Genomic DNA, 20,935 nt, shown 5'->3' with positions numbered 1-20,935 from the left:
AAAAATTGCGAAGAGCCGTGAGATATAGGGCCGTTGTCAGGCTTCGGCTTCGACAGTTTCGGCGGTCTCGTCCTCGCGGTAGTGCTCCTCGATGAGGTCCTCGTCGATGCGGTTCAGCGCATCCTTCGGGAGCATCGAGAGCAGGTCCCAGCCGAGTTCGAGCGTCTCGTCGATACTGCGGGCCGTGTCGGTCCCCTGATCGACGAACTCCTCCTCGAAGCGGTCGGCGAAGTCCAGGTACTTGTTGTCCAGTTCCGACAGCGCCTCGCGACCGACGATGTTCACGAGGTCGCGCAGGTCCTCACCTTCCGCGTACGCGGCGAAGATCTGGTCTTTCACGTCGGCGTGGTCGGCGCGAGTCAGCCCCTCGCCGATACCGTCGTCCATCAGCCGCGACAGGCTGGGCAGAACGTTGATCGGCGGCTGGATGCCCTGGCTGTTGAGGTCGCGGTCGATGTAGATCTGGCCTTCGGTAATGTACCCGGTCAGGTCCGGAATCGGGTGCGTATCGTCGTCGCCCGGCATCGTCAGGATCGGGAGTTGAGTCACGGACCCCTCGCGACCCTCGATCCGACCGGCACGCTCGTAGAGCTGTGCCAGGTCAGTGTACATGTATCCGGGGTAGCCACGCCGGCCCGGGACCTCCTCACGCGCGGCACCGATCTCGCGCAGTGCCTCGCAGTAGTTGGTCATGTCCGTCAGGATGACCAGGACGTGGTAGTCCTTCTCGAAGGCAAGGTACTCGGCGGTGGTCAGCGCCAGCCGCGGCGTAATCGTCCGCTCGACGGCCGGGTCGTCCGCGAGGTTCATGAAGACGACGGAGCGTTCCAGCGCGCCGGTGCGCTCGAAGTCGTCCATGAACTCGTTTGCCTCTTCGGCCGTGATACCCATCGCGCCGAAGATGACAGCGAACTCTGACCCTTCGTCGTCTTCGCCGTCCTCCTCTTCCGGCACCGTCGCCTGTCGCGCGATCTGGAGTGCCAGGTCGTTGTGTGGCAGGCCGGAGGCGGAGAAGATCGGCAGCTTCTGGCCGCGGACGAGCGTGTTCATGCCGTCGATGGCCGAAACACCCGTCTGAATGAACTCTTCGGGGTACTCCCGGGAGTAGGGGTTGATCGCCTCGCCGACGATGTCGCGGCGTTCGTCGGGGACGATCTCGGGCCCACCGTCGATCGGCTGACCGGTCCCGTCCATGACCCGCCCGAGGAGGTCCTCGGTGACGGGCATCTTCATCGTCTCGCCGAGGAAGCGAACCGAGGCATCGCGGTCGATACCCTCGGTCCCCTCGAACACCTGAATGGCAACGTAGTCGCTCGCGGATTCGAGCACCTGGCCACGGCGGGTCTCGCCGTCGCTGAGCTCGATTTCGACGATGTCGTCGTAGCCGACCGGTTCGTCGGTTTCGACGAACACCAGCGGTCCGCTGATCTCCGTGATTGTCTGATACTCTTTCATTGTTAGTACAGCTCCCGCAGTTGAGACTCGATGTCGTCTTCGAGGTCGTCGATGTACTCGTTGTAGTCTTCCTGCACGCCGATACGGTTGAGCCGCGGCGCGGCGTCGATGTCGGTGATCTCCTCGACGGGGACACCGGCATCCAGCGCCTCGAAGGCCGCATCGTTGTACGTCTTGGCGGCGTCCATGATGCGGTAGGTCTTCTCGGGCTCACAGAACGTGTCCACGTCGTGGAAGGCGTTCTGCTGGAGCCATGCCTCGCGCAGGTAGCGGGCGATCTCGAGCGTCAGCTGCTGGTCCTCGGGCAGCGCGTCCTTCCCGACGAGCTGGACGATCTCCTGCAGTTCCGCTTCCTCGTCCAGCGTGTCGATGGCCCACTGGCGCGTCTCCGGCCAGTCGGCCCGGACGTTGTCCTCGAACCACGGGTCGAGCTGGTCGCGATACAGCGAATACGACTCGTTCCAGTTGATAGAGGGGAAGTGCCGGCGTTCGGCCAGGTCCGCGTCCAGCGCCCAGAACGTCTTGACGATACGCAGCGTGTTCTGGGTGACCGGCTCGGAGAAGTCCCCGCCAGGCGGCGAGACGGCCCCGATGACTGAGACAGAGCCCTCGGTCCCGTTGATGTTCTCGAAGTACCCGGCACGTTCGTAGAACTCGCTCAGGCGAGCGGAAAGGTACGCGGGGTACCCCTCCTCGCCCGGCATCTCCTCGAGTCGGGAGGAGATTTCGCGCATGGCCTCGGCCCACCGGGAGGTGGAGTCGGCCATCAGCGCCACGTCGTACCCCATGTCGCGGAAGTACTCCGCATGGTAATCCCCGTGTACACGCAGGATTCGCGTGCCGCGACGGGCATGTTCGACGTGTTGGCGATGAGGCAGGTCCGGTCCATCAGCGCGTTGCCGGTGGTCGGGTCCTCCAGTTCCGGGAAGTCCTCGATGACCTCGGTCATCTCGTTGCCACGCTCACCACAGCCGACGTAGACGACGATGTCCGCGTCGGCCCACTTGGCGAGCTGGTGCTGGGTGACCGTCTTCCCGGACCCGAACGGACCGGGAATGGCGGCCGTTCCGCCCTTCGCAATCGGGAACAGGCCGTCGAGTACGCGCTGGCCCGAGATGAGCGGTTCCGTCGGGGTCTCCTTGTCGACGGTCGGGCGCTGCTGGCGCACCGGCCACTCCTGGTGCATCTGGATCTCCTCGCCGCTGTCCAGTTCGACGACCGTCTCTTCGACGTTGAAGTTGCCCGATTCGATGGCGACGACCTCGCCACCCTCGGAGTCGGGCGGGACCATCACCTTGTGGTCGATACTCGGCGTCTCGGGGACGGTGCCGACGATGTCGCCGGCCTCGACCTCGTCGCCTTCCTCGACTTCAGGGGTGAACTCCCAGGTCTTCTCCAGGTCAATGCCCGGCGCGTCGACACCGCGGTCGAGGAACGCCGACCCCATCTTCTCTTCGAGCACGTCGAGCGGGCGCTGGACACCGTCGTAGATGGCGTCGAGCATGCCCGGCCCGAGGTCCACGGAGAGGGGCGAGCCCGTCCCTTCGACGGGTTCGCCGGGGGAGACACCGGAGGTCTCCTCGTACACCTGAATCGTGGTGATGTTTCCTTCGATCTCGATGACCTCGCCCATCAGCCCTTCCGAGCCGACGTAAACGACGTCGTTCATCCGGGCGTCGAGGTCCCGAGCCGTTACGACCGGTCCCGAGACGCTTTCGATAATGCCGTCCTCGCGGACGTCTGTGTCTGTTGCTTGACTCATGGTTAGTCCTCGTCCATCAGGTCGATACCGATGGCTCGCTTGATCTGTTCACGCAGTCCGCCGCTCCCAGTGCCGCCGCCGAGCGTGACCATCACCGGCTCGACACTCGTCTCCGCGTCCTGCCTGACACCGCGTGAGAGATGCGACAGGTCGTCGTCGTGCATCACGACGATACCGACGTCGTCGTCGTCGAGCATCTCCTCGACGGCGTCGTCGAGCTGCTCGTCTTTCTCGTCAGCAGGCACGTCCGCGAACTTGCGGACGCCAGCCAGCCGAAAGCCCGTCGTGAACTCCGGGCTTCCGATGACAGCGATCTCCTGGCTCATAGTATCACCAGCTCCTGTTCGATCTCGTCGGGGCCGAGGCCGGCCTCGCGACCGCGGGCGATGGCCCGGATGTTGTCGACCTCGCGCTCCTTTTTGAGGATGTACGACAACACCGGACAGACCGACAGCGGATAGCGGTTCGAGAGCCGGTCGGCGTATTCGAGCAGCGCCGCGTCCAGCGCCCGCTCGAAGTCGATGAGGTTGTCGGCCTCCTCAAGCGCCGACAGCGCCTGATCGAGGTCGTCGCCGTACTTGCTCTCGCGAACGGCACTGACCAGTTGGTCGAGATTCGTCGACAGCTGTGCGACCTCCTGTGCGTCGAACAGCTGGCCGCCCTCGATGAAGTACTCCGAGGGGTCGAGGTCCGCGCCACTGCGGGCCAGCCGGAGCGCGTTCCGGAGGTTGCGGAAGTCGACTTCCGTCTCCAGGAACTCGACGTACAGCCCGGTCGGGCTGTCGATCTCCGGATTGTCCGGCAAGCCGGACAGCAGTGTTTCGTAGAAGGCGCGGTCGAGCGCGTTCTCCAGAGGCACGAGGACGCCGCTTTCCTCGTAGACGTCGAACGCCTCGGCCATCGTGTCACCGAAGATAGTGTCGTCGAGCTGCTCGACGACCTCCTCGATAGAACCGGCGTTCAGCAGGTCCTCGATACGCCGGTCGGTGAACTCGCCGGCCCGGATGAGGTCGTCCTCGACCTCGGTCCGCTCCGCGTCAGAGTAAAGCCCGCGGATGACGGTCTTGACGTTCCACACGTCGAACTTCCGCAGGTAGCGGGCGATGTAGTCGTACAGCGCCCCCTCGGACCAGCGAAGCAGGTCGTCGAAGTGTTTCGCGAGGTTGCGGTTCAGCGCGTACTCGACGAGGTCGACGCCGTCGTACCGGGAGCCGAGCGCGTTCATTTCGGTCTCGTACTCCGTTTCCTCCATGAAGCGGGCTATCTCGCCCGTCCCCATGCGGACCAGCTTCCGGTAGTCGTCATCGTCGAACAGGGACGCGCTTCGGGCACGAACCCGTGCGATGACGTACTCGTAGTTGCTTCCCTGGCCGCTCGTTCCCGTTCGCGAACTCATTGGTCTTCGAACAGGCGGTCGCTGATTGCTTTCAGGTTGTCCTCCCAGACGTCCTCCAGGATGGAATCGAACGTGTTGTTCACACGGACTCGCGACTCACCGCTCTCGACGACGACGCCGCCGAGGCAGTCCCGCTCACCGGCGTACGTCGCGCCGTCGTAGTCATCGAGTACATCCTCGAGAAGCGACTGGTCCGACGCACGGCCGTACACCGACAGCTCGTCGCTGTCGTCGAATTCATCGACGGCGGCGTCAAGCAGTGCGCGTGTCAGTTCCTCTCGTCGGTCCCCTTCGAGGGCCGCAAGCGCGTCCTCTACGTCGCCGTGAACGTCTTCGAGGATGTCACGCCGGGCGTTGAGTCGAGCCTGTTTGGCCTCGAGCTTCGCGGAGGAGAGTCGCTGCTCTCGCTCCTGCTCGATGGTCCGCTCGACCTCGGCCTCGCGTTCCTCGTGGATCTGCTCGGCGTCGGCCTCGGCGTCGGCGATAATCTCCTCGGCACGTTCGTCGGCCGCGTCGCTAATCTCCTGAGCACGCGCGCGGGCCTCGTCGCGGATGTCCTCTACGACTGTTTGAAGGCTCATTATTGGAAAAGGGAGAGAGTGGTTAACCGAGGATGAAGACGACGACCAGCGCGAGAATGACGAGCGTTTCCGGCAGGACTGTCAGGATGAGCCCACGGCCGAACATGCTCTCGTCTTCTGCGATTGCGCCGACGGCGGCGGCCCCGATCCCACGTTCCGCGTATCCCGAACCGAGCGCAGCCAGCCCGACAGCGAGGGCTGCAGCAGCTTCTCCCGGGATAGCCGGAGCAGCGGCGCCACCTTCTTGCAGTACAGCGTTGACAACGAGTGCGATAGTTTCTATCATGTTGTTGAGATCCTCTCTGAGGTTGCTCGTGTCCGAACAGGCGTATGTGACTCCACGGACTTCATAAAGCTTCCCAAAACACTTCGTCAAGATGCTGTTCCGTGGGTTTAGCCGCGCTCTCAACCACGGTTGTCATCTGGTACCAGCCCCCGAGTACGCGACGGTAGGGCAGTAGCTACCGGAGTACCGACAAATATCGGAAGTAAGGTCGATAGCGGTCAGTCGTCAGTGGTGTAGGTCCGCTCGTAGCCGAACGGGTTGTACCGCTTGCCGCCGCCCTCGAAGAACTTGCCGAAGAACTCCACGTATTCGAGACGCACACCCTGTAGTCCGGCACTGGTGATACCCAGTACGAGGACGAGGAGGTGCCCCAGCACAAGGACGAGCAGTCCACCGACGAGACCAGCGATGCCCGAGTGCATCAGGCCTCCGAACATGACCTCTGTGACTTCGTGGCCGTGGTAGACGCCTTCCTCGAGGTAGTAGCTCGGTGCGTGACTGATACCGAAGTGCCACGCTCCGTCGTCCGTGACGAACACACCGAAGAACAGCAGATTGACCACGAAGGCCATCCCGGCCTTCGCCAGGAGTACTGCTGCCAGTCGCGTGTACGACAGCACGTTCACGAACACGTTGAGGAACTCGACGACTTCGATGGGGTCAGCGAGCGCCAGCAACACGAGGCCAGCGAAAAACACCAGCAACCACGCTGATATCGGGAACCCACCGACACTGAACAGGTCGATAGCCGGGAGCCCGGCGAAGCCGAGCGGGAACGGGTTCCCGGCAAAGATGCCTTCCTCAGCGGTGTAGAGGAAGTCCGGTGCCGAGCCCGCTGCGCCGGAGAACACCCAGGCCCAGAGGCCAAACAGCATCAGGAGCCAGGAGCCGCTCTCGGTGACGGCGTCCCAGAGGCCGTGGTTCAGGTTCTCGATGAAGTCGAACGTCCACCCCACAGCGAGGTGGAGCATCCCGGCCAGCAGACTCAGCGTCAGCCACCCGATCGCGTACTCGCCGTACGCCGGCTGCAGTCCCTTGTGGAACGGCGCCCCTTCGAACCCGAGGGCAGGCCACACGACGTTCGAGATTGTGTGCAGGCCGAAGATCTCGCCGTACAGCAGGCCAAACAGCATCGTGAATCCACCGGCCCACATTCCGACACCCCCGAGGCTTTTCAGCACATCGCTGTCAACCGCTGAGTACAGCCCGTAGCCGAGCGCGAGTACAGCAGTCCATACCCGACGTCACCGATCATGAACCCGAAGAAGGCCGGGAACGTCAGGAAGAAGGCGACCGTCGGGTCGAACTCGCCGTACTTCGGCCGGTTGACGACCTCGACGAGGTCCTCGAACGGCTTGACGCCTTTCGGGTTGTCCTGAATGACTGGCGGCGCGTCGTCACCCATCGTGATGACGCCACCGTCAGCGACGGTTTCCTGCGGTTGGCGCTCGCTCTCCGGTTCGGGAGCATCGACGGAGCTTCCGACGGGTTCGCCGCCGTTGCCGCCTTCCCGCTCGACTTCTTCGTGGGACTCTGCGTGCCCCTCGCTGTCGTACTCGGCGATTTCGATCCTGTCGATGTCGACAGCGTCGCCGACAGTACTCGAAAGGGCCCGCTCGAACTCCTCGTAGCGCTCGTTCGGAATCCAGCCCTCGGCGATGAAGGCGTTTTCCGTCGTTGCGAAGGTGAGCGGCGCTTCGCCCTTCTGGGCCTCGATAGCCAGTTTCTCCTCGGCCGCGAGCAGGAACCCGGCGTGGTCGAGTCGGAGTTCGTTGAGTTCGTCCTCGACGGTCGAGAGCTTCGATTCGAGCTGCTGTTTCTCGTGTTCCAGCTCTTCGAGATACGCCGTCGGGTCGCCGTCGCCGTCGGGGATTTCGAGTCGGGAGAACGTCGCCCCGACGAGCGCGTCCTGCAGGGCGTCTTCGTCGGCCTGTGCGAACACGGCGACGATGCCGTCCTCGGTGAACAGTTCGAACGTCCCGACGTCGCTGTCTGCGAGGACAGCCTCGATCTCGTCGCTGTCGCCCTCGCCGACAACGACGGACAGCGAGTCGTAGCCACGGAGCAGGTCGAGATCAATGCCCAGCGCAACGAACGGCGCCATCGTGTTGATCTGGTCCTCAACAGCCCGGAGTTCGTCCCGGACATCGTCACGCCGGTCGTCGAGTTCGTTGACCGCTGTCCGAACCTCGTCGAGTTGCTCCTCGATCGCCTCGTCGGTGACAACTCGGGTTGGGCCGGCGTCCTCCTCACTGACGTCCAGAATGGACTGTAGCGAGCGAACCGTGACAAGCTTGTCCGAAACCTCGTTGGTTCCGGTAAGCGAGTTCCCCGGTTCGAATCCGTCCCAGGAGCCATCATACTCGGTGACGTGGAGCATATCGAGGTCGTGGACGGCCTCAATAGTCTGCTCCATCGCGCGTTTCGACCCCGTCACCGAGACGCGGCACATCTTCTCAGGTCTGAGCATGCACCGCCTCCTCAAACAGGTCTGTGACGTATTCGACTACCTCGTCGATCTGTTCACTTGCCTGCTGTTCGAGGTCGTCGCGAGCGCTCTCACCGTCTTCGATGATTTGCTCGCGTTCGGCCTCGATCTCTTCGCGAGCCGATTCAAGACGGTCCTCGGCAGCCGCCTCGGCCTCTTCCCGCGCGGATTCGCGGATCTCGTCGGCCTCCTCGCGAGCCTCCGCGATGCGGTCTTCGCGGTCTTGTTCGGCCTCTTCGACGATCTCGTCGGCCTCCTGCTCGGCCTCCTGTATCCTGTCAAGAACTTCTGGCCGTGGCATTCTCTAATCATGTGAGCGTTGCCAGAGCGGCTATTTGGTAGTTGCGAAGTTTCCCCGTGTGATAGAGCGGCCAAAATCCGGGGAATTATGACCGCCAAGTCCTAAGCTGGCAGTAATGGGAGTCCTCGAGAACAAGGCCCGCGCGCGGACGTTCTACAAGTATCTCTCGAAGGTGTACGACCAGATCAACCCCTTCATCTGGGACGAGCGGATGCGCGACGAGGCGATTGCGATGCTCGATCTTTCGCCCGACGACAAGGTCCTCGATGTCGGCTGTGGCACCGGCTTCGCCACCGAGGGGCTGCTCGAACACGTCGATACGGTGTACGGGCTCGACCAGAGCCCCCACCAGCTCTCGAAAGCGTTCGAGAAGTTCGGCAAGTTCGGCGACGTGCGCTATCATCTCGGTGACGCCGAGCGACTCCCGTTCAAGGACGACAGTTTCGATGCGGTGTGGTCCTCGGGGTCCATCGAGTACTGGCCCAACCCCGTCGACGCGCTTGCGGAGTGTCGCCGACTGACCAAACCCGGTGGCAAGGTCCTCATCGTCGGCCCCGACTACCCGAACTCGACTGTCTTCCAGAAGATGGCCGACGCCATCATGCTGTTTTACGACGAAGAGGAAGCCGACCGGATGTTCACTGAGGCCGGATTCGAGGAGTTCGAACACCACATCCAGCAGTCCCGACCAGGTAGTCCGCGAGCGATTACGACGATTGCAGAAGTACCCGAGTAAGCCCTTCAGCCACGAGCAAAGCGAGTAGCCGCTTTTTCGCCCACGTTTTTGCGGTGAGCGGTAACCGGAGGTTACCCGAGCCGGAAAAAGGTGGTCCGGCAGTCCCGACCAGGTAGTCCGCGAGCGATTACGACGATTGCAGAAGTACCAGAGTAACAGCGACCATAGAGCCGCTTTCTTCCGTGCTACGCCGATCCACTGACGGGAACCCGTACTCGGTCGCCGTCCTGTGTGGTGACGGTAACCGTGTACTCTCCACGGGGTTCGACAGTCCAGAGAGAGCCGTCTGTACCGGTCGTCCCGATCCGTTTACCGTTTATCCTGACAGTCGCATCCGCCGTGGATCCCGTACTGTTGTCGCTGACCGTGACGAGCAGCGGTCCGGACTCGAAGGACTGCTCGACTCGGACGCGAACTGACTGGTTCACGTTCGTCGCTACTTCCGACCGGTCGACTGTCGTCAGTTCGAGGTGCTGGGTTTCGTAGAAGACATTCGTCGTGCCGCCGTCGAGATAGGCCGTTAGCTGTCCGTTCGAGTGATCGGCCTGAATCTGGTAGATGGCACTCCGGCCGTACGTCTGGACGGACGGGTACTGTTCGCTGTAGAGCCACGGGTAGAGAGTCTCCGCCCGCGTGTTGACCGCACGGAGGGAGTCGTTGGTCCGGGCGAACTGGTCGATTGCCGTCTGTTCGCGGTCCTGTCCGAGATACGTCTCACGCGTGTACCGACCGTCTGCGACCGTCGACAGCATGTACCCCTCGGACGAAACCTCGACGTATACCGTGTTCGGCTCGGTATTACCGGCGGTTTCAGCGCTGATACGCTGACTAATCGGGCCACGGGACGTCTTGAGCACGCCCCTGTTGTTTTCCAGCCGGAAGCGCTGGTTCGGTGACAGTGAGTAGTCCGGTGCGGTACCAGCGGTCGCCCGAATCCGGTCGAGTCGGGTGGCCAGTTGACGTGACTCTGCGTCGAGCAGCGCCCGCTGTCGCAGGAACTCCCTAGCGGTTATCGCACCGTTTGCGTACTGCTGGATCGCGATCTGATTCCGTTGTTCCAGACTCGTTCGCTTGCTTTCGATGTTGGTCAATGTCTCGTCGACGAGGCGGTCGCGGGCGGCCTCGCTGTCCTGCTGGAAGAACTTCCGTTCGAACGTCGTCGTCGCGTAGTCGCTCCGCAGGTCACTGGATCCGGCTGCAACCGCGACGCCGACATCGATCGACGATTGGTTGTACGTCGTCGACCTGACGTCGCTGGCCGGGATAGTGAGATGGTTCGTCGTGTTGTCGACAACCGTGATCTGTGGCAACTGATCGCTGCCGTCAGCGGTCTGGGCCGGCGAGGCGAACCCAGTCACTGGGGCAGCCACGGAGACGACCATGAGGAGGATCACACCGACTGCGGGGAGGGGACGCATCAGCATCGAATACTCGCCCACCGTACAAAAATCTCCCCATTCTCCATGTATCAATAATGACCTGAGAAGCCACGAGACCTTTCAAAGCGTCCGCTGACGTTTTATTCTCGGATGGAAAGGGTTTTGCCCCCAGAACGTTCATCGGTGAACGAGAATGACCCCGCGGGTATCAGGTGCCCTCCTCCTCCTTGTCCTGTTTGCCCTGTTGGCGACCCCGCCGCTTGCGACAGCGGCGGCAACAGATACCGTCCCCGCCCAGCAGACGACCGGGACGCCGACACCGGTCGCGGAGAACACGACGTTCGCTCTCCAGATCCAATCGAACGGCGATGCCAAGTGGACGATAACAGACACCTACGCGCTCGACGAATCCGAAACTGAGTGGTTTAGGAACACCGGTGAGCAGTTCGCCAGCGAGGACACCGAGGCAGTGTGGCTGCCGTCGTTCCGGGAAGCGAGCGACGAGGCCAGTGCCGTCACCGGCCGCGAGATGGAGATTACCGACGTCGACCGTCGGTACGAGGTGTCAGACCGCAAGGGGCAACTGATCCTCGAGTTTACGTGGACGAACTTCGCAGTCGTCACCGGCGAGAACATCGTCGTCGGGGACGCGTTCAATTCAACGGACGGTACGTGGTTCGGGACGCTAACTGCGGACCAGCGACTCGTTATCTCGCCACCGCCTGAGTACGGGGTGGAGAGCGCCCCGAGCGCCGTCGACGACGGAAAGCTGGTTTTCGAAGGACGGCGGACGTTCGAGCCGGGGTACCTGTCCGTTGTGTACACTGGCGAACAACCGGATACCCAGACGCCGGCAGAAACCCCTGGATCGATGTTCGGCGGCGTCGACTCGACCTGGATCGGCGGGGTCGTGCTGATGGTGCTGCTCGTCGGGGCCGTCGGTTACATGTTCAAGACCGGATACACTGACGCGCTGCCATCGGTTGCTGCCGGGACCGACGACGACGGAGACGACAGTACCGGGACGGCAGCCCCGGTGAGCGACACCACAGCCTCGGACGACGTCGACGTCGAACTGCTGAGCGACGAGGAACGCGTCGAACGGCTCCTGGAAGAAAACGGCGGACGGATGAAGCAGGCTCGCATCGTCTCCGAGACCGGGTGGTCGAACGCGAAGGTGTCGCAGTTGCTCTCAGCGATGGACGAGGAGGGCCGCATCGACAAACTCCGTATCGGTCGGGAGAACCTCATTTCGTTCCCGGACGAAGAGATCACCGACTTCGACGAGTAACTGTCCGGACTATTTGACTGTAAACGAGCCGGGCGTGGTTTCTGGTTCGAAAACGTTTATTCGCTGTCCGGTCGGACGTCTCAGCATGAAAATCCTTGTCACGGTGAAGGAGGTGGCAGCCGTCGACGACGAGTTCGAGATCGACGGACTCGCTATCGACGACCGGTACGTCACAGCCGACCTCAACGAGTGGGACGAGTACGCTGTCGAAGCGGCCGTCCAGATAAAGGAGGCCCACGACGACGTCGAGGTCGTCACCGCCACTATCGGCCCGTCCGAGACGGACGAAACGATCCGGCAAGCGCTGGCGAAAGGGGCCGACCGAGCGATCCGTGTCTGGGACGACGCACTCGATGACGCCGGCCTGCTGGACCCCGAAACGAAGGCCCAAGTGCTGGCCGCCGTCGCTGCCGAGGAAGACCCCGATCTGGTGCTGACCGGTGTCCAGTCCGCCGACGACGGGTTCGGGGCGACCGGCGTCACGCTGGCCGACAAACTCGACATGGAGTGGGGCGCTGTCGTCAACGACCTCGACCTCGATCTGGAGGCAGGTGTCGCGAGCGTCCACCGGGAACTGGAAGGCGGCGTCGAGGAACTCACCGACATCGAGATTCCGGCCGTCCTGACGATACAGACCGGGATCAACGACCCACGCTACGCGAGCCTTCGGGGCATCCGGCAGGCCCAGAGCAAGGAGCTCGCGGAGTACAGCCTGGCGGATATCGGCCTCGACGCGGCCGGGATCGAGAGCCCGCTGGAACAGACCTCGCTATACGAGCCTGAAACCGAGGGCGAGGCGACGGTGTTCGAGGGGAGTCCCGAAGAGACGGCGACCGAATTGGCTGAACTGCTCGCGGAGAAGGGGGTGACCAGCTAATGTCGGTCCTCGCTATCGCCGAACACCGGCGTGGGGAGCTCCGACCGGTGAGCTTAGAACAGTTAGCAGCCGGTCGCGATCTCGCCGACGAACTCGGCGGCGAGCTACACACCGCCGTTATCGGCGGTGACGTCGAGGCGTTCGGGGCAGAGCTGAACCGCGAGGGCGTCGACACCGTCCACACCGTCGATATCGGCGAGGAGTTCAACCACGACGTGTACACGCAGGTCGTCACCCAACTGGCCACGGAGCTGGACCCGACCGTCCTCCTGATGCCCAACAGCGTCAACGGCCTCGATTACGCGCCGGCAGTCGCCAACCGGCTGGACCGGCCGCTCGTGACCGACGTAGTCGACATCGACGCCGAGGACGGCCTCACTGCAACCAGAGAACTGTACGGCTCGAAAGCCGAAACGACAATCGACGTCCACGCCGACCAGGCGGCCGTGACCATCCGTCCGGCTGAGTGGCCGACCATCGAAGCGGACGGGGATGCTGCCATCGAGGCGTTCGACGCGACCATCGATGAGAGCGCCGTCAGGTCCACGGTAAAGGGCTTTGAGGAGGTCGGCGGTGGCGATATCGACATCACGGACGCGGACGTGCTGGTGTCCGTCGGCCGCGGTATCGAGGAAGAGGAGAATCTGGATATCATCCACGACCTCGCTGAGGCGCTGGACGCGACGGTGTCGGGTTCGCGGCCGCTCATCGATAACGGCTGGCTGGCGAAGGACCGCCAGGTCGGCCAGAGCGGGAAGGTCGTCACCCCGGACGTGTACATCGCCATCGGCATCTCTGGGGCCGTCCAGCACGTCGCCGGGATGAAGGGCTCGGACACGATTGTCGCCATCAACACCGACCCGAACGCACCGATCTTCGATATCGCCGACTACGGCATTCAGGACGACTTATTCGAGGTCGTCCCGGCACTTATCGAGCAGTTCCAGTAGCCACGATACACTGAATCGCGGGTGACAAGGTACTTTTTATGGTAGTCCTAAGGGAGCGGTAATGGAGTATCTCGAGCGCCGGCGGGACCGGGTCGAGGAGCGGTTGGAGGCTGTCCTCGACAGCGTGGAGCCGGACGAACTCGCAGACGAAGTGCGTCATGTGGCGCTTTCCGGGGGGAAGCGGGTGCGGCCGACGGTGACAGTGCTGGTGTGTGAGGCGCTGGGCGGGGAGCCGGCCGATGCTGTCGATTTCGCGGTCGGCATCGAGCTCGTCCACAACGCCTCGCTGGTCATCGACGACATCATCGACGAGTCAGAACTCCGGCGGGGGTCCCCGGCTGCCTGGGAAGCCTTCGGCCACGGCCCGGCCATCATCGCCTCCGATGGCCTGCTCGGCGAAGCGTTCAATCTATTCTCGACGGACGAGCGCGCCATGCAGACCGTCTCCGAGTCGATGGTCGAACTGGGCGAGGGCGAGGCGATGGAACTGGTTGCGGAGCCCTCCAACGAGAAGGAGTACATGGAACTGGCCCGCCGAAAGACCGGGGCGCTGTTCCGCGCTGCGGCGGAACTTGGAGCTATCGCCGCCGACTCGGACCCGTACACGGTTGAGGCGGTCGGTCAGTACGCTGAACGGGTTGGCGTAGCCTTCCAGATGCGCGACGACGTACTCGATGCGACGGCCGACGCCGAAACGCTGGGCAAGCCGGCCGGGACCGACGCGGAGATGGAGCGGCCGTCGCTGGTGGAAGTGACGGAACTGACGACCGAGGAGGCAAACGAGCGAGCGCGGGCCGAGTCCGACGCCGCGCTGGAGTCGCTGTCGACCATCGACGCCCCGGAGTCCCAGTCGATGGAGTACCTGCGCGACCTCGCGGAGTTCGTCGTTGTCCGCGAGCGGTGAGGACCGATCCGAACGGGAGGGCTTTTGCCCGCTGCTCGATTACGCCCGGCAATGACAGTTATCGGTATCGTCGGGCTGCCGGGCAGCGGGAAAAGCGAGGCAGCGAACGTCGCCGCCGAGATGGGCGTGCCGGTCGTGACGATGGGCGACGTCATCCGCGAGGAGTGCCGCGACCGCGGGCTTGACCCCGCGACAGACCACGGGACGGTCGCGAAGGCGCTCCGAGAGGAGAACGGCCCCGCCGCTATCGCCGAGCGCTCGCTACCGATGATCGAGGCAGAACTCGAATCGAACGACACCGTCCTCGTCGACGGTATCCGGTCGGACGTAGAGGTCGAAGCGTTCGAATCGGCGTTCGGCGACACGTTCCTACTCGTCGAGGTAGACGCTCCGTTCGAACTGCGGGCCGACCGCCTCGACCTCCGTGGACGGGACACCTCGGCGGAGGACGGCGGCGAATCGCTCGAGGACCGCGACGCTCGCGAACTCGGCTTCGGAATGGGCGAGGCCATGGAGATGGCCGACCTGACCATCGAAAACACGGAGACGCTGGCCGCGTTCCAGCGGACTGTTCGTACACTGATTCGGGACGGTCCGGAGGCACTCGACCAATGAGCGCCGTCTACTCCGTCGACATCCGAATCGAAGTCCCCGTCAACGACACTGAAGTGACCGACCGGGTCGCTGACGCGGTCCGGAATCTCTTCCCGGAGGCCGACCCGTCCCACCAGCACGGCGAACTCGTCGCCGAAGTCCACACGATGGACGGGTTCTCCGAGCTGCTCCACCGGCGGGAAATCCTGGATACAGCCCGGTCGGTCTTCTTCGATAATCTGGAGGGCGACACCTTCGCGTTCGACGTGAAGAAGCAAGCGGCGTTCGAAGGCCGAATCAACTTCGCGGTCGGTGACCCCTCTGAACTGGGCGACATCCACGTGAACGTGACCGTCCACGAACCGACGGCCGAGGAGTACATCGACTACGTCGCGCCGCCGACCGAGGACGGCCAGCCGGTCTACGACGAGGACACATGACGACGACCATCTGTTTCGACCTCGACGACACGGTCGTCCATTACCCGGAGCCGTACAAGAACATCATCCGCCGGACGGTCGAGGCCCACGGCATTGAGTACACGGACGAACTCCGGGCGGTTAGCAAAGACGCGTTTTATACGGCCTTCGAGGCACTGGAGCCGGAGCCGTACCGTCAATCTATGGCCGCCGTCGTCGAGGCGGCCGGAGCGGACGCCGACCTCGCTGCGGTGGTCGAGACGCTCAGAGAGACCGAGTACGCGTCGACGACCGTGCCCGACGCGGCCCGGGATAGCCTGACCGCACTCGCTGCCGACAACCAACTCGCAATCGTCACCAACGGCGTCCGGGACTGGCAACGTAGGAAGCTTGCCCATCACGGGTTAGCTGACCTGTTCGACCGCTTCGTCGCCTCCTACGAGGTCGGCGCACACAAACCGGATAGCGCGCCGTTCGACCGGGTCCGGGAGGAGCTGCCGGCCGACGAGTATGTGATGGTCGGTAACGAGTACGAAACCGACGTTGAGGGCGCCCGCAACGCCGGTTTCGTGCCGATTCATTACGAGTCGGGCGACGACGGCGGGCCGGACCTCTGGGATTCTATCGACGCGCTGGTGTAGCACATACAACTGCCGGCACAGAACGCCGTGGGTATCAGAGGCGGTCAGCCGGCGGTTTCAGGCCAGAAGGGCGGTGAGGATGATGCCGGTGTTCCACGCCGTCACCGCGACGCCCAGCAGCGCCAGTCCGAGCGGGACACCGATGGAGTACGGCCAGGAGACGTACTTCCAGATGGCGAAAAAGCCCACGAACACGGCGGCTTTCAGGCCAGTCAGCACCAGCAGTGCGTGCTGTTCCAGCAGTAGCTTGACGACCGGACTGAGCTCTGTCACGCCGGTAATGCTGTAACCGACGAGCGTCGTGACGAGGTCGCCGACGCCGAAGAAGGCGACGGCAACCACCCACAGGGCGACGGCGGTGTTCGACGGGCCGGTGAGTCGGGCGGGCTGCCGCCAGTTCATAGCCCCCGCTACTGCTCCACAGCACTTCGTTAGTGGTAGCTTCAATGACAACTACAGTGGTAAGCTGCTCTTTCGACCGCTGGGCCTGTCGTACTGTGCTGAGCGCCGAGTCAGCGTAGAGAGACAGTGCGTCGGGGTGTTCCCGTCCGAAGTGAGCAGATACTGCGGGTAATCTCCTCTTTCCAAACGGGATTTCCTGAAGGAACAGCGACCGCGCTACCGCTGGGAGCACATGGACAAATTCAGAGCCCGCTCACGAATATCGCGAGCCACTCACCGAGTTCGCGGCGCTTGCTGACCCGGACCGACTCGACCCACTTCACCCACTGGAAGCCACGGCGGCCCGGTGCGACGAGTCGGAGCGGGTAGCCGTGCCCGTGGGCCAGGCGCTCGCCGTCGACGTGGGTGGCCAGCACGGCATCGCGGGCCTCCGACAGCGGGAGGCTCCACCGGTAGCCGGTCACCGAGCGGAACTGGACCCACGCCGCCGCGTCGTCGGGGTCAACGGCGTCGAGCAGGTCACCGACCCGAACGCCCTGCCACTCGTGGCCGGAGTACCAGCCGCTCGTACAGTCAAGTATCGCCGATTCGGTCGCGTCCGGCGAGAGTTCGTCGGCGGCGTAGCTGGTCTCCTGAGCGACTCGGCCGGCAACCGACAGCGACCAGTCGGCCGCGTCGACCGGGTCCGGGTCGTCGGCGACCCAACTGGTGACGGGGTACCGGTTGCCGTCGTCAGTCCCTTCCTCCCGCGAACCGGTGTACCGGCGGTCCGCGCCGGCCGAGTCGAGCGCGTCGTTGACTGGCCCCTGAACTCGCCAGAGGAGCGCGCCGGCAGTCACCAGCCCGGCGTACCGGAGGACGTCCCGGCGGCCGCCACGGGTGGCCTGTCTTGGAGAGTAGAACCGAGCACGGAGATGCACCAGTAGCAGTGGCGGGACCAGCAGGCCGAGCGCGACGTGCAGGTGAAACAGCCCCCACGGCCCGAGGTCGAGCGTGCCGCCGAATATCCACCAGACGCCGGTGCCGAGCGCGCCCAGCGCGACTGCCGCCAGGACGACCGAGAGGACGCGAGTCCCGGTCAGCCGCGACGGAGCGACGCGGTGGGAAACGCGGTGGAGCTTCACCGGCAGGAGGAGGATCAGCACGACGCCGGAGAGTGCGTGGATGTCGATTATCCACGCGCTGCTGGGGATGCCTGCGAAGATGGTGGCGACACCGGTGGCAAGCAGCGTCGCCACCGCCGCGAACAGCCCCCAGTCGACCGCCCGTGGCGTGGGCGTCAGCCGGCGGATGGCCATGCTATCGGTTAGCACTGGAACGGTTTATACTGCCATCCCTGCGTAGCGGCGTCAGTACGACTGCCGCAGGACCGTCTCGCCGCTGGCGTTCCGGACGACGACAGTGTCGCCGTCGTTGTTCCAGACCGCCCCGTTCCGGCCCCAGTACCGTTCCGTGTCAGTGTCGGTTCCGCTTCCGGTGTAGAGGGTCACCGACGCGTTCGGGTCGAGGGTCAGGTCCGTGAACGCGTACTGGTGGCCGGCTTCGTCGCTGACTGTCCACCCGGAAAGGTCGAGAGCCGCGTCACCGGTGTTCGTGAGCGTGACGTACTCGTCGTTCAGGTTCTCGTTGTCGTTGCCCGTCGCATCGGGATGGATTTCCGCGATTTCGACGCCGCTGGCACTCTCGGTCCCGCCGTCGGCGATAGCCGTGTGGGTCACTGCGTCCGGGTCCGTACAGCGCCAGAGCCCGCGTCGGTCGGAGCGGGCAGCGTCCTCGGCCACGTAGAATCGGTCGGTGCGGGAGAATTCACTGTCGTATACCCTCGCATGACCAGTCTCGACGAGTCGGTAGTTGAACAGCGTCCCGTCGAGGACGACGTAGGCCAGCAGTCGGTCGTAGTAGCCGCGGCGGTCCAGATTCTGGTCGAACGCGAGCCCGACTGTCTCGCCCAGCAGTTGTTGCTTGGCGAGCGACGACGCGTTTGTGCCGGCCCTGCGGAGGCAGGACGCACCGGCGTCGGTCTCGGGGACGCCCTCGAACTCCGCGGGGTCGTTCTCTGTGTGGACTTCGGGCGTGTCGACACCGACCAGTCGGACCGTGTCACCAGTCCCGTTCTCGTAGGCGACCTGTATCGTATCGCCGTCGACGACAGCCGTGACGGTCACGGTGACAGCGGGCTCCGGAACGTCGACTGCTGACTGGCTGTCAACGGCGGTCCCCGCGGGCTGAGACGGAGAAGTAGTGAAGCCGCTGCAGCCGGCAGCGACCACGAGGACGACGACGAGACCGAACGCGAGCCGACGCATTGTCGAGATGTCGGTGGCCGGCGACACAAGGGTGCCGGTGTCGTCGGGCGGACTGTTATACGTCTGCCATGTCTGGGTTCCGGTAGGATGCTCGTCCCGCTACCAGTCAGAGATATCATGCGGACGCCGGTCAAAACGATCAGCCCCGACGCTCCGGTCATCGAGGCGGCTCAACGCCTCCGCGACGAGGATATCGGTTCACTCGTCGTCGAGGACGATGGCGGCTGTGTCGGCATCATCACGGAGAGCGATATCGTCGCCGTCACCGCAGCCGAGGGAGATACCAGAGCGCTGTCGGTCAGCGACGTAATGACCGAGACGCTGTTGACGGTCACGCCCGACGCGGACATCGAAACGGCCGTGGATCGGCTGCGGACGAACAACATCAAGAAACTGCCCGTCGTCGAGGACGGGTCTCTCGTCGGCATCGTCACGACGACCGACCTCTCGGACTATATCCCGCACCTCTCGCGGGCAAGGGGAGCGTTCGACGACCAGACCCAGCGAAAGCGGTTCACCCGGCCGGACACGCTGTACGAGAACGAGGACTGGACGTTCGAGAGCTACGGGACCGCCGACGGTATCGACGTGGGTGACCACGTCCAGTTCAGCAAGACGATATCCAAGGCCGATGTGGAGGCCTTCGCCGAGGCGAGCGGCGACACGAACAGACTCCACCTCGACGCGGCGTTCGCCGAGGGGACGCGCTTCGGCCGCCGGATCGCCCACGGAACGCTCGTTTCCGGAATTATCAGTGCAGCCCTGGCACGACTCCCCGGGCTGACAATCTACCTCTCCCAGGAACTGAGCTATCAGGGGCCCGTCGACATCGACGAGGAAGTCACGGCCCACTGCGAAGTCGTCGAGCGCATCAAGGACAACCGGTTCCGCCTGGCCACGGCCGTTGACGATTCAGAGGGGAACTGCGTCATCGAGGGTGACGCCGTCGTCATCTCCGACCCGATTCCGGACACAGCCTGAGCCGACAATCGGGCGCATCCTGTCACGTTCGAACAGGGCTGCTCGGACAGAACTCCCACCGCGTTTCATGTTTTGTGCTACCAAATAACAATTGTTAATAATCTGCTAGTAGATGTGTCTGTTATGGACGCTGTCGAACGGCCGACTTTCGAGACCAGCGCGGCGATGGAGGTGTATCAGCACGTCGAGCGACACGGGACGGCGGCACGGCACAGAGTCCGTGAGATGGTTGACCTCTCGCCGGAGGCGTTCGAGGAGGCACTGACACACCTCCTGTCGAAGGGGTACATCGAGGACGACGGCGGGACCCTGACGCTGGCGCTCGATGTCGGCTCGGTCGAGCAACACACCACGAACGGGCTGACGTACACGATTCGGCCGGCCCACAACGACGATTTCGAGGGACTCGTCCAGACCATTCGGAACGTGTCCAGCGACGGCACGTACGTCGTCGCCGAGAGCGTCGCCGAGCAGTTGCTGTACGAGGACGCCGTCACGCGACACAACACGGTCGAATCGCGGGTGTTCTTCGTCGCCACAGTCGACGGGGAGGTCGTCGGCTGGTGTCACCTCGATATCCCGCAACTGGACAAGCTCCGCGAGACGGCCCAGCTCACCGTCGGCGTCAGGGAAGAGCAGCGTGGCCAGGGCATCGGCAGCCAGCTCATGCAACGCGGGCTGGACTGGGCGAAGGCCAACGGCTACCGGAAGCTGTACAACAGCGTGCCGGCGATCACGGAGAACGCGATGGTGTTCCTCGAAGACCACGGCTGGAACACCGAGGGTATCCGCCGGAACCACTACAGCATCGACGGCGAGCAGGTCGACGAGGTGATGATGGCCTACACGTTCGACTGACGGCGGACCACCGGTTTCTCACTACAGCAGGACGGCCAGCGCCAGCGCGATCCAGACGATTTTCAGCCCCGTGTTGACGACGATGACTTTCGAGCCGAACTCCCGGCCCCAGATGCCGAACTGGAAGGGAATCGAGCGCTTGAACGTCGAGACGGCAAAGGAGATGATGCCGCCGACGAGCATCGTCGCCACGGCGGTCCGGGCAGTGAAGGTTCCGTTCCGGATGAGCGGCGCGATGACCGTCGCCCCCGAGGTCGTATCGAGGGCGTAGGCGGCGATGACTGGGATGGCCGCGCCGGGCAAGCCGAGCAGCCCAGCGAACCCGTCG

Annotated in this window: 20 protein-coding genes and 3 pseudogenes; 10 read left to right on the top strand and 13 right to left on the bottom strand. The window is 63.8% G+C overall.

Annotated features, from left to right (window positions below):
• Nucleotides 1–36: 36 nt before the first annotated feature.
• The 8 genes and pseudogenes from GJ630_RS07590 to ahaH all read right to left on the bottom strand — a co-directional run bounded on the left by GJ630_RS07590 (nt 37) and on the right by ahaH (nt 8,269).
• Nucleotides 37–1,455, bottom strand: coding sequence for an ATP synthase subunit B (locus tag GJ630_RS07590; RefSeq protein ID WP_014039410.1), 1,419 nt, complete (start codon nt 1,453–1,455; stop codon nt 37–39).
• 2 nt (nt 1,456–1,457) lie between these two features.
• Nucleotides 1,458–3,217 (bottom strand): annotated as a pseudogene (locus GJ630_RS07585) (ATP synthase subunit A).
• 2 nt (nt 3,218–3,219) lie between these two features.
• On the bottom strand, nt 3,220–3,543 hold the full coding sequence (locus tag GJ630_RS07580) for a V-type ATP synthase subunit F (RefSeq protein WP_014039408.1): 324 nt from the start codon (nt 3,541–3,543) through the stop codon (nt 3,220–3,222).
• On the bottom strand, nt 3,540–4,613 hold the full coding sequence (locus GJ630_RS07575; RefSeq protein WP_014039407.1) for a V-type ATP synthase subunit C: 1,074 nt from the start codon (nt 4,611–4,613) through the stop codon (nt 3,540–3,542). The genes GJ630_RS07580 and GJ630_RS07575 overlap by 4 nt, the downstream gene beginning before the upstream one ends.
• Nucleotides 4,610–5,194, bottom strand: a complete 585-nt coding sequence (locus GJ630_RS07570; RefSeq protein ID WP_008311110.1) for a V-type ATP synthase subunit E — start codon at nt 5,192–5,194, stop codon at nt 4,610–4,612. Before GJ630_RS07570 ends, GJ630_RS07575 begins: the two co-directional genes overlap by 4 nt.
• Nucleotides 5,195–5,216: 22 nt before the next feature.
• A complete protein-coding gene (locus GJ630_RS07565; RefSeq protein ID WP_008311113.1) occupies nt 5,217–5,480 on the bottom strand; it encodes a F0F1 ATP synthase subunit C in 264 nt (87 codons plus the stop codon).
• A gap of 218 nt (nt 5,481–5,698) precedes the next feature.
• Nucleotides 5,699–7,950 (bottom strand): annotated as a pseudogene (locus tag GJ630_RS07560) (V-type ATP synthase subunit I).
• Entirely contained in the window at nt 7,937–8,269 is a 333-nt protein-coding gene (gene ahaH, locus GJ630_RS07555) for an ATP synthase archaeal subunit H (protein ID WP_004964552.1), read from the bottom strand. The pseudogene GJ630_RS07560 and the gene ahaH overlap by 14 nt, the downstream one beginning before the upstream one ends.
• Nucleotides 8,270–8,384: 115 nt before the next feature.
• Here ahaH and GJ630_RS07550 point away from each other — a divergent pair, with 115 nt between their 5' ends.
• Nucleotides 8,385–9,005 (top strand): methyltransferase domain-containing protein, encoded by a 621-nt coding sequence (locus tag GJ630_RS07550; RefSeq protein ID WP_008311118.1) that lies wholly within the window; start codon nt 8,385–8,387, stop codon nt 9,003–9,005.
• Between the two features lie 185 nt (nt 9,006–9,190).
• Here the strand turns inward: GJ630_RS07550 and GJ630_RS07545 are convergent, their stop codons facing one another.
• Nucleotides 9,191–10,423, bottom strand: a complete 1,233-nt coding sequence (locus tag GJ630_RS07545; RefSeq protein WP_023843112.1) for a hypothetical protein — start codon at nt 10,421–10,423, stop codon at nt 9,191–9,193.
• A gap of 154 nt (nt 10,424–10,577) precedes the next feature.
• Between GJ630_RS07545 and GJ630_RS07540 the strand changes: the two genes are divergently transcribed.
• From GJ630_RS07540 to GJ630_RS07510, 7 genes are all read left to right on the top strand, one after another.
• On the top strand, nt 10,578–11,675 hold the full coding sequence (locus GJ630_RS07540; protein WP_014039403.1) for a hypothetical protein: 1,098 nt from the start codon (nt 10,578–10,580) through the stop codon (nt 11,673–11,675).
• Between the two features lie 85 nt (nt 11,676–11,760).
• Entirely contained in the window at nt 11,761–12,552 is a 792-nt protein-coding gene (locus GJ630_RS07535) for an electron transfer flavoprotein subunit beta/FixA family protein (protein ID WP_008311121.1), read from the top strand.
• Nucleotides 12,552–13,502, top strand: a complete 951-nt coding sequence (locus GJ630_RS07530; protein WP_014039402.1) for an electron transfer flavoprotein subunit alpha/FixB family protein — start codon at nt 12,552–12,554, stop codon at nt 13,500–13,502. The genes GJ630_RS07535 and GJ630_RS07530 overlap by 1 nt, the downstream gene beginning before the upstream one ends.
• A gap of 61 nt (nt 13,503–13,563) precedes the next feature.
• A complete protein-coding gene (locus GJ630_RS07525) occupies nt 13,564–14,406 on the top strand; it encodes a polyprenyl synthetase family protein (RefSeq protein ID WP_004594002.1) in 843 nt (280 codons plus the stop codon).
• 51 nt (nt 14,407–14,457) lie between these two features.
• Nucleotides 14,458–15,021, top strand: a complete 564-nt coding sequence (locus GJ630_RS07520) for an AAA family ATPase (RefSeq protein WP_050037486.1) — start codon at nt 14,458–14,460, stop codon at nt 15,019–15,021.
• Entirely contained in the window at nt 15,018–15,440 is a 423-nt protein-coding gene (locus tag GJ630_RS07515; protein WP_191449650.1) for an RNA-binding domain-containing protein, read from the top strand. Before GJ630_RS07520 ends, GJ630_RS07515 begins: the two co-directional genes overlap by 4 nt.
• Nucleotides 15,437–16,060: an HAD family hydrolase gene (locus GJ630_RS07510; protein ID WP_191449649.1), complete on the top strand. Its 624-nt coding sequence runs from the start codon at nt 15,437–15,439 to the stop codon at nt 16,058–16,060. The genes GJ630_RS07515 and GJ630_RS07510 overlap by 4 nt, the downstream gene beginning before the upstream one ends.
• Nucleotides 16,061–16,117: 57 nt before the next feature.
• Here the strand turns inward: GJ630_RS07510 and GJ630_RS07505 are convergent, their stop codons facing one another.
• The 3 genes from GJ630_RS07505 to GJ630_RS07495 all read right to left on the bottom strand — a co-directional run bounded on the left by GJ630_RS07505 (nt 16,118) and on the right by GJ630_RS07495 (nt 18,768).
• A complete protein-coding gene (locus GJ630_RS07505; protein ID WP_064287361.1) occupies nt 16,118–16,462 on the bottom strand; it encodes a hypothetical protein in 345 nt (114 codons plus the stop codon).
• A 242-nt stretch (nt 16,463–16,704) separates the two neighbouring features.
• Entirely contained in the window at nt 16,705–17,760 is a 1,056-nt protein-coding gene (locus tag GJ630_RS07500; RefSeq protein WP_146418001.1) for a molybdopterin-dependent oxidoreductase, read from the bottom strand.
• A gap of 51 nt (nt 17,761–17,811) precedes the next feature.
• A complete protein-coding gene (locus GJ630_RS07495) occupies nt 17,812–18,768 on the bottom strand; it encodes a lamin tail domain-containing protein (protein ID WP_044952137.1) in 957 nt (318 codons plus the stop codon).
• 87 nt (nt 18,769–18,855) lie between these two features.
• Between GJ630_RS07495 and GJ630_RS07490 the strand changes: the two genes are divergently transcribed.
• Nucleotides 18,856–19,749, top strand: a complete 894-nt coding sequence (locus tag GJ630_RS07490; RefSeq protein ID WP_014039395.1) for a CBS domain-containing protein — start codon at nt 18,856–18,858, stop codon at nt 19,747–19,749.
• A gap of 123 nt (nt 19,750–19,872) precedes the next feature.
• On the top strand, nt 19,873–20,607 hold the full coding sequence (locus GJ630_RS07485; RefSeq protein WP_050037484.1) for a GNAT family N-acetyltransferase: 735 nt from the start codon (nt 19,873–19,875) through the stop codon (nt 20,605–20,607).
• A 21-nt stretch (nt 20,608–20,628) separates the two neighbouring features.
• On the opposite strand, the pseudogene GJ630_RS07480 reads toward GJ630_RS07485, so the two are convergent.
• Nucleotides 20,629–20,935: pseudogene (locus tag GJ630_RS07480) on the bottom strand (nucleoside recognition protein); the annotation flags it as partial.

This window comes from Haloarcula sp. CBA1122 (genome assembly GCF_009741785.1).
Classification (GTDB): Archaea; Halobacteriota; Halobacteria; order Halobacteriales; family Haloarculaceae; genus Haloarcula; species Haloarcula hispanica.
Note: the sequence above shows the minus strand (reverse complement) of the source record. Positions and strands in the feature narration are given on the sequence as shown.

Excerpts from the sequence above, each read along its gene's own strand:
- GJ630_RS07590 (WP_014039410.1), bottom strand. The coding sequence starts at position 1,455 with ATGAAAGAGTATCAGACAATCACGGAGATCAGCGGACCGCTGGTGTTC.
- GJ630_RS07580 (WP_014039408.1), bottom strand. The coding sequence starts at position 3,543 with ATGAGCCAGGAGATCGCTGTCATCGGAAGCCCGGAGTTCACGACGGGC.
- GJ630_RS07575 (WP_014039407.1), bottom strand. The coding sequence starts at position 4,613 with ATGAGTTCGCGAACGGGAACGAGCGGCCAGGGAAGCAACTACGAGTAC.
- GJ630_RS07570 (WP_008311110.1), bottom strand. The coding sequence starts at position 5,194 with ATGAGCCTTCAAACAGTCGTAGAGGACATCCGCGACGAGGCCCGCGCG.
- GJ630_RS07565 (WP_008311113.1), bottom strand. The coding sequence starts at position 5,480 with ATGATAGAAACTATCGCACTCGTTGTCAACGCTGTACTGCAAGAAGGT.
- ahaH (WP_004964552.1), bottom strand. The coding sequence starts at position 8,269 with ATGCCACGGCCAGAAGTTCTTGACAGGATACAGGAGGCCGAGCAGGAG.
- GJ630_RS07550 (WP_008311118.1), top strand. The coding sequence starts at position 8,385 with ATGGGAGTCCTCGAGAACAAGGCCCGCGCGCGGACGTTCTACAAGTAT.
- GJ630_RS07545 (WP_023843112.1), bottom strand. The coding sequence starts at position 10,423 with ATGCGTCCCCTCCCCGCAGTCGGTGTGATCCTCCTCATGGTCGTCTCC.
- GJ630_RS07540 (WP_014039403.1), top strand. The coding sequence starts at position 10,578 with ATGACCCCGCGGGTATCAGGTGCCCTCCTCCTCCTTGTCCTGTTTGCC.
- GJ630_RS07535 (WP_008311121.1), top strand. The coding sequence starts at position 11,761 with ATGAAAATCCTTGTCACGGTGAAGGAGGTGGCAGCCGTCGACGACGAG.
- GJ630_RS07530 (WP_014039402.1), top strand. The coding sequence starts at position 12,552 with ATGTCGGTCCTCGCTATCGCCGAACACCGGCGTGGGGAGCTCCGACCG.
- GJ630_RS07525 (WP_004594002.1), top strand. The coding sequence starts at position 13,564 with ATGGAGTATCTCGAGCGCCGGCGGGACCGGGTCGAGGAGCGGTTGGAG.
- GJ630_RS07520 (WP_050037486.1), top strand. The coding sequence starts at position 14,458 with ATGACAGTTATCGGTATCGTCGGGCTGCCGGGCAGCGGGAAAAGCGAG.
- GJ630_RS07515 (WP_191449650.1), top strand. The coding sequence starts at position 15,018 with ATGAGCGCCGTCTACTCCGTCGACATCCGAATCGAAGTCCCCGTCAAC.
- GJ630_RS07510 (WP_191449649.1), top strand. The coding sequence starts at position 15,437 with ATGACGACGACCATCTGTTTCGACCTCGACGACACGGTCGTCCATTAC.
- GJ630_RS07505 (WP_064287361.1), bottom strand. The coding sequence starts at position 16,462 with ATGAACTGGCGGCAGCCCGCCCGACTCACCGGCCCGTCGAACACCGCC.
- GJ630_RS07500 (WP_146418001.1), bottom strand. The coding sequence starts at position 17,760 with ATGGCCATCCGCCGGCTGACGCCCACGCCACGGGCGGTCGACTGGGGG.
- GJ630_RS07495 (WP_044952137.1), bottom strand. The coding sequence starts at position 18,768 with ATGCGTCGGCTCGCGTTCGGTCTCGTCGTCGTCCTCGTGGTCGCTGCC.
- GJ630_RS07490 (WP_014039395.1), top strand. The coding sequence starts at position 18,856 with ATGCTCGTCCCGCTACCAGTCAGAGATATCATGCGGACGCCGGTCAAA.
- GJ630_RS07485 (WP_050037484.1), top strand. The coding sequence starts at position 19,873 with ATGGACGCTGTCGAACGGCCGACTTTCGAGACCAGCGCGGCGATGGAG.